At 46.0% G+C, this 13,003-nt stretch carries 9 protein-coding genes, 4 tRNA genes and 1 pseudogene; 9 read left to right on the forward strand and 5 right to left on the reverse strand.

The window, feature by feature from the left end; genetic code table 11:
* Window positions 1-74 precede the first annotated feature (74 nt).
* The 8 genes from gspD to rimI all read left to right on the forward strand — a co-directional run bounded on the left by gspD (window position 75) and on the right by rimI (window position 6,028).
* Window positions 75-2,465, forward strand: a complete 2,391-nt coding sequence (gene gspD, locus RT084_RS04175; RefSeq protein ID WP_409519591.1) for a type II secretion system secretin GspD — start codon at window positions 75-77, stop codon at window positions 2,463-2,465.
* A 63-nt stretch (window positions 2,466-2,528) separates the two neighbouring features.
* Window positions 2,529-3,404: an FHA domain-containing protein gene (locus tag RT084_RS04180; protein WP_312536708.1), complete on the forward strand. Its 876-nt coding sequence runs from the start codon at window positions 2,529-2,531 to the stop codon at window positions 3,402-3,404.
* Between the two features lie 151 nt (window positions 3,405-3,555).
* A tRNA-Thr gene (locus RT084_RS04185) sits at window positions 3,556-3,631 on the forward strand.
* Window positions 3,632-3,674: 43 nt separating this feature from the next.
* Window positions 3,675-3,758, forward strand: a tRNA-Tyr gene (locus RT084_RS04190).
* Between the two features lie 75 nt (window positions 3,759-3,833).
* Window positions 3,834-3,907, forward strand: a tRNA-Gly gene (locus RT084_RS04195).
* 20 nt (window positions 3,908-3,927) lie between these two features.
* A tRNA-Thr gene (locus RT084_RS04200) sits at window positions 3,928-4,002 on the forward strand.
* Window positions 4,003-4,269: 267 nt separating this feature from the next.
* Entirely contained in the window at window positions 4,270-5,460 is a 1,191-nt protein-coding gene (gene tuf, locus RT084_RS04205) for an elongation factor Tu (RefSeq protein WP_007117403.1), read from the forward strand.
* Window positions 5,461-5,518: 58 nt separating this feature from the next.
* On the forward strand, window positions 5,519-6,028 hold the full coding sequence (gene rimI / locus RT084_RS04210) for a ribosomal protein S18-alanine N-acetyltransferase (protein ID WP_076775268.1): 510 nt from the start codon (window positions 5,519-5,521) through the stop codon (window positions 6,026-6,028).
* Here rimI and RT084_RS04215 read toward each other — a convergent pair.
* Genes RT084_RS04215 through trxB form a run of 3 tightly spaced genes read right to left on the reverse strand, consistent with a single transcriptional unit; the run spans window position 6,021 to window position 8,672 of the window.
* Window positions 6,021-6,839 carry an arginyltransferase gene (locus RT084_RS04215; RefSeq protein ID WP_312383946.1) on the reverse strand — a complete coding sequence of 273 codons (819 nt, stop codon included), beginning with the start codon at window positions 6,837-6,839 and terminating at the stop codon, window positions 6,021-6,023. The genes rimI and RT084_RS04215 overlap by 8 nt on opposite strands.
* A 27-nt stretch (window positions 6,840-6,866) precedes the next feature.
* A complete protein-coding gene (aat, locus tag RT084_RS04220; RefSeq protein WP_282850297.1) occupies window positions 6,867-7,658 on the reverse strand; it encodes a leucyl/phenylalanyl-tRNA--protein transferase in 792 nt (263 codons plus the stop codon).
* Window positions 7,659-7,673: 15 nt separating this feature from the next.
* On the reverse strand, window positions 7,674-8,672 hold the full coding sequence (trxB, locus tag RT084_RS04225; RefSeq protein WP_060996059.1) for a thioredoxin-disulfide reductase: 999 nt from the start codon (window positions 8,670-8,672) through the stop codon (window positions 7,674-7,676).
* Window positions 8,673-9,125: 453 nt separating this feature from the next.
* Between trxB and RT084_RS04230 the strand changes: the two genes are divergently transcribed.
* Complete coding sequence (locus RT084_RS04230; protein WP_312383952.1) at window positions 9,126-12,203, forward strand: DNA translocase FtsK; 3,078 nt, start codon at window positions 9,126-9,128, stop codon at window positions 12,201-12,203.
* A 72-nt stretch (window positions 12,204-12,275) separates the two neighbouring features.
* Here the strand turns inward: RT084_RS04230 and RT084_RS04235 are convergent, their stop codons facing one another.
* Together RT084_RS04235 and RT084_RS04240 are read right to left on the reverse strand one after the other, a co-directional pair.
* The gene (locus tag RT084_RS04235; RefSeq protein ID WP_312383954.1) at window positions 12,276-12,641 is read right to left on the reverse strand and encodes a RidA family protein; all 366 of its coding nucleotides are present in this window, start codon (window positions 12,639-12,641) and stop codon (window positions 12,276-12,278) included.
* 73 nt (window positions 12,642-12,714) lie between these two features.
* A pseudogene (locus tag RT084_RS04240) lies at window positions 12,715-12,951 on the reverse strand (FAD-dependent oxidoreductase); the annotation flags it as partial.
* Window positions 12,952-13,003 lie beyond the last annotated feature (52 nt).

Raw genomic sequence — 13,003 nt, forward strand, 5'->3', positions numbered from 1 at the left:
GTTAAAAATTGATAAGGTAAATTATGAAATACCCAACCATGCTAAAGCCACTATTTTTGAGCACGACACTGGCTATGAGTATCAGTTTGCTTAGCAGTGGTCTGTCAGCTGCGCATGCAGCCACTGGCTATAAAGTGCATTTGCAAGACGCTGATATCAAGGCGTTTATCGACCAAATTGCCACCATCACGCAAAAGAACTTTGTGCTAGACCCACGCATTAATGGCAATGTGACGGTGATTTCAAACAAACCCTTATCTCGTCAAGAAGTATATGACTTGTTTTTAGCCGTGATGAAAGTCAATGGCATTGTAGCGATTGATCGCGGGCTGACCACAGAGCTGGTCCCTGATACCGTTGCCAAGCAAGCAGGGGTGGATGTGGACTTGCGGGGTAATACCGCAGGTAGCCAAATGGCGACCCGCATCTATTATCTCACCAACACCAATGCCAATGATATCTTAAACGTCATCCGTCCGATGATGCCGCCGTATGCCAATGCCGCTGTGGTGCCAAATGTCAATGCGATTATCCTCTCTGACCGCGCCGACAGCCTCAATCAATACGCAAAATTGATTAGCGATCTTGATAGCAATATGAATGACAAGCTGACCATTATTCCGCTGCGTCATGTAGATGCCAAGCGCATGATGGATTTATTAAGCTCACTGACAGGGACGGGCAGTGGTACAGCGCCAGCTGCTACGGGTCAATCAGGGCAGGCTGCTGTGGCATCAACCGGTGGCAGCCTGATCAATATTATTGCTGACCCGATTTCTGATAGGCTGCTCGTCAAAGGTAGTGCCGAGATGACAGCCAAAGTACAGCGAATGGTAGAGCAGTTAGACACCGTGCCAACGCAACGTCTCAGTGGGCTTCGCGTGTTTCGTCTAAAATATGCCAGTGCCACCCATATTGCAGAAATGCTGCGCGGACTGCTTGCCTATCAATCCATCAATAGCTCAGGTGACCAAACCACCTTGCAAGCAAGCTCAATGTTTCAATCTGCTAGCAATACCAGTAATAACAGTGCATTGACCACCAGCAATACTGCAGCGTCACCGACAGGCTCACCGCTAAATACCTCCTCCACTAGCAACACAACGACTACGCAAAACAACGGCTATCAAGGTAGACCTTTTAGCATTATCGCTGACCAAACCCAAAATTCCGTCATTGTCAATGCCAACCCAGAGTTAATGGTAGAAATCGAAAATGCTATTAATGAGCTAGATACTCGCCGTGACCAAGTGTTGATTCAAGCAGCGATCATGGAAATCTCAGGCAATGATACCCAGCAACTTGGCGTACAATGGGCAATGGGCAATGCCAATAGCGGCGTAGGGGTAATTAACTTCAATAACATCGGTGCCTCTGCAGTAGGACTGGCATCTGAGATATTAAGCAAAACCCCAGGTACGGCGGCAGCCTCCGTGGCAGGCGCGCTGTTGGGGATTGGTACGAGTAAAACCGATAGTAACGGGAATCGTGAGTTTTATGGCGCGATTTTGCAAGCCATCAATAAAACCAACAACGCCAATCTGTTATCCATGCCCTCTATTTTGACATTGGATAACGAAAAAGCCAATATTTTGGTAGGGCAGAACGTGCCATTTGTGACCGGCTCTTATACCACGGCAAGTAACTCATCAACCACACCGTTTCAAACTGTGAGCCGTCAAGATGTCGGTATCAATCTTAATGTCATTCCGCATATTGGTGATAATGGCTCAGTGCGACTTGAGATTTCGCAGGAAGTGTCCTCCATTGTCGATGGCACCCTCAATAACGTGAGCGGTGTCGTCACCAACAAGAATTTAATCAAAACCACCATTTTAGCGGATAACCAACAAACCGTGGCATTGGGTGGTTTGATGCGTGATAATAGCACCTATGGTCAGCAAAAAGTCCCAGGATTGGGTGATGCGCCGATTCTTGGTAATTTATTTCGCTCAAAAAGCAAAAACTCGGACAAAACCAATTTGATTGTATTTTTACAGCCGACCATTTTGCGTAATGGTAGCGCGGTGGCAAGCGTGACCGAAAAAAGCTTAGACGGTATTCGTACCATGCAACTGGTCATTGATAAAAACGGTACGCTCAAACAAATCCCACTTAATATCAATGCCATGTTCCCCAATACCAATACGGTGCAAAATGGCGTCAAATTGCCAACAGACGACTTGGTTACCCCAGCCGAGCAAAGCTTATCAAACACCCCAAGAGTGTATGCCAATGATGTCGATATCGTCACGCCCGTGTCATCAAACGTGTCTCGCAAAGGCAGTTCATCGACCACAACTGTCACTCGCCCAGCGAGCAACACCATCACCCAAGCGCCCATTACCCAATCTACCGTTACCCAATCTACAGGGCAGACAGGGCAGGGCGCAAAAATGGCTCAAACGCCTGTGGTGATTGCGACCCCGCCTGCGGTGCAGACCATCACCGTGACAAATCCCTAAAAATGTCCCATAATGCCAAGCATAATGATAATATTGAATACCCCTTAGGAGTAGGAGACTTGCATGGACAATTATCAAACTAATGCAGTGAATACGATGAACCTTACCGACAACTCGCAAGGCACTTCATGGCAACTCATTGGGCTGTCACCAGCGTTGGCGGATTTAACTATAGATATTGATAAAAGCTTAAGCATCGGACGTAGCGATAGCAATAATTTGGTATTAGCAACCTCACAAATCTCTCGCCAACACGCCAAGATTAACTGTATTGGTGAGCAGTTGTATGTGCAAGACCTAGGCTCAAGCAATGGTACCTTTGTCAATGGTGAGCGTATCGGTACAGACGCGCATGCTTTGCAAGCCACTGATGAACTTGCCTTTGCTGACTTGGTATTTTTGGTGGTAAATGCCCCAGTCGACGCACTGGATGGTGATAGTTTTCTCAATAGTTTACAAGACATTGAAAGCTTTACACCCACCACTGACATTCATACCCAAACTGAATCGACTCCATCGGTTGAGCCCATATCAGCGAACGCTGCAGCCAACGCCGCGCCTGTGATAGATGTCGTTACCACGCAAGATTTTTTACCTAGCGAGCAGCTGAGCAACACTCACGTCGAACAATCCGTACCTTCTACACCGACAACAACAGTCGATGTAGCAAGCATTGATAATCCCACATCACCGCTACTTAATACACCGGCTCAGCCGCCTGTCATCACTGAGGCAGTAGCAGTATCATCACAGCCCGTTGTCTCACCCGTTCAGCCAGCGCAACCATCGCCAGTTAGCACAGTAGACACTGATGCAATGAAACCTACGCCAATGAAAAGTGAGCCAACAAAACCTACGGCAAAGAAAAACGCCACAGTCGCAATCATGATTGTGGTAATCATTGCGCTGATTATTGCATCCGTGTTGTTGATGTATTAGGGTTTAGGTAGCAAATAAGCGGCGCAAGGCGCCTAAAATGCGGATTTGAATCATTAAATTTTCGTTTTAGCAAAAAAAATGAAAAAAAACTAAAAAAACGCTTGCAAGATTAAAAATATTTGCTAAAATGCTCACCACTTTCAAGCGATACGCCGGCTTAGCTCAGTTGGTAGAGCAACTGACTTGTAATCAGTAGGTCGCCAGTTCGACTCCGGCAGCCGGCACCATCCTTTAACACATCGTGTTAAGCGTACCTTGAAAGACAACTATGGTGGGGTTCCCGAGCGGTCAAAGGGGACGGACTGTAAATCCGTTGCGAGAGCTTCGAAGGTTCGAATCCTTCCCCCACCACCATTTGCCTGCTATTGTTATCTGAATATTCCCTAATCACGTTAACAGTAAGTCCAGTATGCTTGGGCGGGTCGCATTGCGGGTGTAGTTTAGTGGTAGAACCTCAGCCTTCCAAGCTGATGGTGCGGGTTCGATTCCCGCCACCCGCTCCATTATTCTAAACCAAAGTTTTGCTCATATAGCTCAGAGGTAGAGCACTCCCTTGGTAAGGGAGAGGTCCCGAGTTCAACTCTCGGTATGAGCTCCAGTTTTATAGAAAATACATTGAGATAAACTAAAAAATAGTTAAGGCAGCACAGATGTGTTGCCTTTTGTTTTAGCAATAACAAAAAAGTTTACCCATAAAGATGAAGGCTATGGAAAAAACTTGAAATTTATGTTAAATTTGCTATTTTAGTGACCTAGCAACACTCAAATTGGCAACACCAGCACTGGCAATACAGATACACCAGTTGGTTTATAGCTTTGAGCTAGGGTATTGCTAACAGTTTAACAATGATCAGAGGATTAAATTATGGCAAAGGCCAAGTTTGAACGTACTAAACCACACGTTAACGTAGGCACCATTGGACACGTTGACCATGGTAAAACAACCCTAACAGCTGCGATTGCGACCGTAGCAGCAAAACACAACGGTGGTGAAGCCAAAGACTACGCGTCAATTGACTCAGCCCCTGAAGAAAAAGCCCGTGGTATCACCATCAACACCTCACACATTGAATATGACACCCAAGCACGTCACTACGCACACGTAGACTGTCCTGGCCATGCTGACTATGTTAAAAACATGATCACTGGTGCCGCACAGATGGACGGCGCCATCCTAGTCGTATCAGCCACTGACGGCCCAATGCCACAAACCCGTGAACACATCCTACTATCACGCCAAGTAGGTGTACCATACATCATGGTATTCATGAACAAATGTGACATGGTTGATGACGAAGAACTACTAGAACTTGTCGAAATGGAAGTACGTGAACTACTATCAAGCTACGACTTCCCTGGCGATGACACCCCAATCATCAAAGGTTCTGCCCTAGAAGCCCTAAACGGTGGCGAAGGCAAATACGGTGAACCAGCCGTACTAGAACTACTTGACACCCTAGACAGCTACATCCCAGAACCAGAACGTGCGATTGACAAACCATTCTTAATGCCAATCGAAGACGTATTCTCAATCTCTGGTCGTGGTACTGTAGTAACAGGCCGTGTAGAATCAGGCGTCATCAAAGTTGGTGAAGAAATTGAAATCGTTGGTATCAAACCAACCGCAAAAACCACCTGTACTGGCGTTGAAATGTTCCGTAAACTGCTAGACGAAGGTCGTGCAGGCGAGAACTGTGGTGTACTACTACGTGGTACCAAACGTGAAGACGTACAACGTGGTCAAGTATTGGCTAAACCAGGTTCAATCAAACCACACACCAAATTTGACGCAGAAGTATACGTACTATCAAAAGAAGAAGGTGGTCGTCACACCCCATTCTTAAATGGTTACCGTCCACAATTCTACTTCCGTACCACTGACGTAACTGGCGCAATCCAATTACCAGAAGGTACAGAGATGGTAATGCCTGGCGATAACGTTGAAATGAACGTAGAGCTAATCCACCCAATCGCAATGGACCAAGGCTTACGCTTTGCAATCCGTGAAGGTGGCCGTACTGTAGGTGCGGGTGTTGTTGCTAAAGTTAACGACTAATCGTTAGTAAGCACACAAAAGAGTCACTTCGGTGGCTCTTTTTTTATGGAAATAAATTATGACTGCAATACAGATATATAAGTTAGATAAAACGAGTCCACAAGATAATACTTCGCAGCAAGTACTGGCGCAGCTGGCACACATTGAATCCGAGCTGTTTGTCCACGATGCTTGGTCGGCTGCGCAAATCAATTCACTGCTCGCGCAGCCATTTAACCATATAATTTATGCGACAGACGAGCTGAATCAGCAATTGATTGGCTATTGCATTTACAGCCACATATTTGAAGATAGTGAAATTTTAAGAATCGGAACTTGTCTTGATTATCAACAGCAAGGTATTGCAAGCCAATTGTTAACGGCTATGGCGCAAATGAGCCAAGCAACGGGTGCCGAGCGGATGCTATTAGAGGTAAGAGAAGATAATCATGCTGCCATTGCATTTTATCAAAAACATGGGTTTGAACAGGTTGCCGTTCGCAAAAATTACTACGATAATCATGACATGACCAAAACCCATGCGTTAATTATGCAGCGCAAATTCAATGCTAAATTAAATGCTAAGTAGTATTCCACATGTTTAGGTAATGCGCTTTTATCGCCTGCTGAAGCAGTGGCTCAACTTGCGCGGCTGTGACAGCCTCATCGAAGCGATGCCACTGTTGATTGATTAATAATTCACTGGGATAAAAACGCGATTTATATGCCATCTTATCCGAATCTGGTACCCAAAAACCTAAATATAAATACGGTAATCCAAGACGTTTAACATAGTCAATTTGGGTAAGTATCGCAAGGGTGCCCAAACTATTTATGGTTGCATCGGGATCATAGAAAGTATAGACCGCGGATATGCCGTCATCTAATTGGTCGCAAACTGCCACCATGACTAATTCATCATGAAGCCAAAACTCCATAAAAAATGACTGGGTAAAGCTATATTGTAGAAACTGTTTAAACCCTTGTAAATTGGGTGGATACATATCGCCATCACTATGGCGAGCGCAGATATAGCGAGCATATAGCATAAAATGCGATTCATCGGCATCATCACAAGCCGTAATTACCACATCCATCTCGTGCGATTTTTGCCATAGTTTGCGCTGGGTACGATTGGGTTCAAACTCGTTAACTACTAAACGTGTAGAGATACAGCGTTGACAATGGAAGCATACAGGGCGGTATAGATGTTGTCCACTACGCCGATACCCGAGCCGTGAAAACTGAGAAAAAAGAGGTGTACTTAAACGTTCATCCTTTGCTAATTCAATCAGCTCTAAACGTGCTGCACGATCCGGCAAATAACTACATTGATGCAGCGGCGTCAATTGGCTGGCCAGTGCCAGACTGGTCGGGGGGTGGGGTGGTTTTAACGTCATTGGTGCTTTTAAATACCCTTAACTTACCTAAGCTTGCGTAGTTGGAGGTAGGTAATAAGTCATCAAATCCTCATTTAACAGTTGATTAAGTGGCAATTTTTGACCGCAAATCGATGACCAATCAATACTCGGTAGCGATAATTGTTGCGCAAGCCCAGCTAAAAATTCCGCTCTGGGTAGGATGGATGCCCCTAAACGCAGCAAATGTGGGTTAGGCAACTGACAGTCCACCCAAGCAAATTGGGAATGCGCACACAGCTGCATTAACACAAAAAAAGCCGCTTTAGACGCATCTGTGACTCGGTGAAACATACTTTCACCAAAAAATGCTTGTCCTAGCTTTAGCCCGTAGAGACCACCAATCAGCTCATCATCATCCCAAATCTCGACACTGTAAGCCACTTGCTCGGCATGTAGCGCCGTATACGCTTCAATCATAGCGGGACTGATCCAAGTGGCTGATGTAGAAGCTTGGGCATAGGCACGGGTGTCGGCACAGGCGGCAATAACCTTAGCAAAGGCAAGGTTGAGGGAAAACGTCCAACCTGCATTTTTGATTCGCCGTTTTAGGGTTTTACTGGCGCAAAAATCGCTAGGATAAATAATACAGCGCGGGTCAGGCGACCACCAAGCGATGGGCTCGCCTTCATTAAACCAAGGAAACATGCCTTGGCGATAAGCACACACTAAGGTATCAGCCGCCAAATCACCTCCCAGCGCAATTAACCCTTCACCGTCAGGGTCTGCCGCCATCGGGTCGGGAAATTGATAACGGCAAACGAAAGGGCGTTGTAAGGGGTGGTGATTTGGCAATGGCATCGTTCAAGACATTAGCTAAACAGCAGAGGTGTTGGCTGATACCGTGGTATCGGCATTCGCTAGATTAACGATATCTAAATATTTTTCTGCATCCAATGCCGCCATACAACCCGTGCCTGCCGAGGTAATCGCTTGGCGATAGATATGGTCTGCCACATCCCCACAGGCAAACACGCCTTCGACACTTGTCGCTGTCGCATTGCCATCTAGACCGCTTTTGACCACGATATAGCCATTATTCATTTCAAGCTGATCTTGGAAAATATCGGTGTTGGGTTTGTGTCCAATCGCCACGAACATACCAGGGGCGTTGATGGTTTTGGTAGACTGGTCTTGGAGGTTTTCAATCACCACACCGGTCACGCCTGCGTCATCACCCACCACTTCTTTGACTTGGCTGTTCCATTCGATGGTCACATTGCCATTTTTTTGTTTTTCAAATAATTGGTCTTGCAGAATTTTTTCTGATTTTAATTTATCACGTCGATGCACTAAGGTGACGTGGCTTGCAATGTTTGATAGATACAAGGCTTCTTCAACCGCTGTGTTGCCACCGCCAATCACCACCACAGGTTTGCCGCGATAGAAGAACCCATCACAAGTCGCACAGGCAGAAACGCCAAGCCCCATAAATTTTTGTTCAGAGGCGAGACCCAAGTATTGGGCTGATGCCCCTGTCGCTACAATGAGTGCGTCACACGTGTAAGTCGCGCTATTGCCGACTAAGGTGAAGGGTCGCTGAGTTAGGTTCACTTGGTTGATATGGTCATACACCAATTGGGTGCCAAAACGCTCGGCATGGGCTTGCATGCGTACCATCAAATCAGGTCCCGTCAAGCCTTGTGGGTCGCCAGGCCAGTTATCAACTTCCGTGGTGGTAGTCAACTGCCCGCCAGTCTGCATACCTGTGATAATGACCGGTTTTAAATTGGCGCGCGCTGCATACACGGCGGCAGAATAACCCGCTGGACCTGAACCCAAAATAATAAGCTGGTGATGGATAATTTCTGACATACGTCTTTCCTAACAATCGCTGAATAATAAACTAAATAATAAAATAGGCTAATTTTTGATTCATAAGTAAGATAGGGGCTAACATCGAAAATAGCAAGTAAATGTTATTTTTATAACAGATTCATCGCGAAATCAACGCTCAAGCAAAGCTCAATCAACGCTCAAAAATGGCGTCAGTTTGTTATCAAAAAAATACCCTACTATCCGGCTTTGTTGGCACAAACCGCATTTATCATAGGGCTTGAATTGGCTGATTTAACAAAGCAATTTTTCGCAAAAAAAGCTCAGCAACTCACCACTTAGATTTGATATGATAGTCGATTAAAAGGGTGATTGTAACCAACGTTTTCCCAAAATCATTGTTTTTTCACAATCATTATCAGTCAGTCATGGCTGAACAAAGCGTTGGCTACGGCTTATCCAAAGCAGGTTCAAATTCAAAGGTAAATTGCGTTGTCTTATTATATTCGTCAAAGTGTGCTTACGATTATCTGGCTAATCGTGGCATTGTTGTTAGTCATGTCCCTCATCAGTTATTCTGCCAATGATCCTAGTTGGTCGCATATCAGTAGTGCGGCAAATGAAGTCAGTAACTTGGCAGGCACAGGTGGTGCGTGGCTGGCTGATATTTTGTATGCGTTTTTGGGTGCGGCGAGCTGGTGGCTGATTGTCATTGCCTGTTATGAAGCTTGGAATGTATGGCGCCATGATGTAGAGCCTAATGGCTTGTTACGTTTTTTGGGTTATATCTTTTTAATCATTGCCACCGCAGGGCTGACAGGGGTGTTATCGTTTGGCTGGTTGGCGCAAGGCATGATCGGGCAAATCGTCGGCAATGGGCTTAGTAGTTTATTAACCTACTGGGGGACTTTGTTGTTTTTATTGGTGTTTATTGCGATCACCGTGACATTTACCTTTGATTTACATTGGCATGAGATTTTATCAGGTCAAGCTATTCGCAGCCGCCTACACGCTGAAGCTACAGATGAAGAAACCAATACTGAGCTGAAGGCGACTGCTCAAGAAGCAAGTCAAGCAAAACCAAACGACACCGCGCAACTGCCTTTGCCATTAGCCTCCCATGACACTGAACAAGCCGCTTATGACAGTAGTCATCTAGCGGATAATGAGGCGTTTGTCGGTAGTCCACTCGATGCGTTTTTGGATGAAACGGGTTTTAGTGAAATCAAAGATTATGAATGGCTCGAAGAAAACGATGCTACCAATCCATTTAAACCCGTCAGCTCCACCTATGTGGCAAATACCAAGCTGACCAAAAAACTCGATGAAAAACTGCAAAGTGAAATCATTAAAAAACCGTTTAAAATGCCTACCTTGAACAGACCGCATTCGATACAGGTAGAATCGCAAATCACTCAACCAACTCAGACAAAGCAGCCTAGTGTAGACACATCGTCAACTATGACAAACATGGATGAAGCCTCTATGATGTTTGCCGCAGGTACAGGGGAGCTAGCGGATAAACAAATTTCTGAGCCTATGACTAGTCGAGAGATGGCTGGACAGGAAAAGACTATTGACTTGTCAGATTTGGATCATTTAGCAGATAGCGTAGATGCTGGATATGACTTATCACAAAATCCTGTGCTAGAGCCACTGTTCGAGGGCATTAAAACAGAAGGCATTGAAGCAGAAGGTATTGAAACACCAACCCCCTCAGTCGCATCGTTATTGGGTATGCGACAAGTCCCAGCGCAAGCTAGGGCTAATCCATCAGATGAAAATGCCGCCGCATCTGTGGGAGCGGAATTTTCAACCCCTGCAGCAAGTCCGATGCCAACCCAAATAGCACGTCCAGCGCAAGCCGTCACCCAGATTACTGGTAACGAGATTGCTGCCACCGAGATTAATAGCAACGAGATAACCCCTTCAATACCGACTCACAGCCGTTCGGTGGAATCTGAGCTACTCGACCAAATCGAACAGCCCGCAGCGCCTCAGGTCAATCAGCCGCTTGATATCAATGACGATAGCCTATTTAGTCAGAAATCGCGTGCCATGCAAACCGCAGCTTATCGTGCCAATTTAAGCCCGTTACCTGAGTTATCGCTGCTTGATTTGCCAGACCCTGACCGCAAGCCAAGCTACAGCCGCGAACAGTTGCAGCAGTTGTCAGCGCTGTTAGAAATCAAGCTACAAGAGTTTAATATCAAAGCAGAAGTGGTCAATGCGCAAATGGGTCCAGTGGTGACGCGCTTTGAAGTCTCGCTGGCGCCAGGACTTAAAGCAAGCAAGGTGACGGGCATTGCCAAAGACTTGGCTCGGTCGCTATCCATGGCATCGGTGCGTGTGGTAGAAGTCATTCCAGGTAAACCTTATATCGGTATCGAAGTACCCAATCCGCAGCGCCAAATGGTACGACTCATCGAACTACTGAAAACAGAGGCTTATCAAGACCCTGATGGCTTAATCAGCATGGCAATGGGCAAAGATATTGCAGGTAGACCGATTATTGCGGATTTAGCCAAAGCCCCACACATGCTAGTAGCAGGTACCACAGGCTCGGGTAAATCAGTATTGGTGAATTCGCTGTTATTGTCAATGCTGCTCAAATACACACCAGAACAGCTGCGATTGATTTTGATTGACCCCAAACAGCTCGAGCTTGCCAACTATGGCGATATTCCGCATCTGCTCACTCCCGTAGTCACCGATATGACCGAAGCAGCCAGTGCCTTGGCGTGGAGTGTGGCTGAGATGGAGCGTCGTTATCAGCTGATGTCATTATTCAAAGTGCGTAAACTTGATGAATTCAACAAAAAAGTCATGGCAGCCGAACAAAGTGGTGAGCCGTTACTGGATCCACTTTGGCGACCCAATGACAGTGTCAGCCAAGATAGAGCGCCAAAATTAAAACCGTTACCACAAATTGTGATTGTGGCGGATGAGTTTGCCGACATGATTATGCAGGTGGGCAAACAAGCCGAGGAGTTGATTACCCGTTTGGCGCAAAAATCGCGTGCCGCAGGGATTCATTTGATTTTGGCGACCCAGCGCCCCTCAGTGGATGTGATTACTGGTTTGATTAAAGCCAATATTCCCGTCCGTGCCGCACTTCGCGTCAACTCAAAAGTCGACTCGCGTACCATTTTGGATGCCGGTGGCGCAGAGGATATGCTTGGGCATGGGGATATGCTGTTTTTAGGACCTGGTCAAATCGAGCCTAACCGTGTACATGGTGCTTTTATCAGCGATGCGGAAGTCAACCGTGTATGTGATGCATGGCGCGAGCGAGGCGCACCTAATTATATTGATAATATGTTTGATAACTTTGAGTTAAGCTCAGCGCCAAGCGGTGGTGATGCTAGTGGGTCTAGCAATGGCGAAGAAGACCCACTGTATGATGACGTGGTGGCGTTTTTGCTCGAAACCCGTAAAGTCTCTGCATCAAGTATTCAGCGCAAATTTAGTATCGGCTATAACCGCGCAGCACGAATCGTTGATGCCATGGAAGAGGCGGGCTTGGTGAGCGGCATGACCAAAAGTGGTAAACGTGAGCTATTAATGTAGAGGTTAGACAAATAAAAAAGGTGCGATTCATGCACCTTTTTTATTTAACCTTTTGAGCGGTTATGTGTTCATTTAGTCTATGGTATTTTGCGCTGCGACTACCACAATTTCTAATTTCCATAAAGGATTAACCAATTCAGCTTTGACTGTCGCACGGGTAGGCTTTGGGCAATCGGTTAACCAATCGCTCCACATGCTATTCACCACCGCAAAATCCGCCAAATCCTTGATAAAAATCTGAGCGGTTAGCAGACGTGATTTGTCGCTATTGGCTTTGGCGAGCATGGCGTCGATATTGTCTAGTACCTCTTGGGTTTGTGTGCGAATATCGGCAGTGTCGGTATTTGGCACTTGTCCTGCGAGGTACACCACTTGGTTAAAAATGGTAATTTCACTTAGATAGTCATTGCTATCAAATCGTTGAATGTGTGCGGTCATGGTGTTTTCCTTGTAAACGGATAAATGTTATTTATGCATAGTCTTTACAAATATTTCTGATAGAAAATAGATGCTAGGAATAACGCTGTAATGATAAGCCGTCAATGCGAATGTCAGGCGTTTTGCCGAGCACCAAATCGCTGATTAATTTGCCAGAGCCACACGCCATTGTCCAACCCAATGTGCCATGTCCTGTGTTCAAAAATAAATTGCGATACCGAGTCGCGCCAATGATAGGGGTGCTATCGGGGGTCATCGGACGTAGCCCTGTCCAAAAACTTGCGTTTGGCAAATCACCGCCCGCAAATAATACCAAACCCAATAATTAAAGCACTGCCCAATGACGAGCAGTGAGCGACTTA

Source organism: Moraxella sp. CTOTU48717 (assembly GCF_032057165.1).
In the GTDB taxonomy this organism is placed as follows: Bacteria; Pseudomonadota; Gammaproteobacteria; order Pseudomonadales; family Moraxellaceae; genus Faucicola; species Faucicola tetraodonis.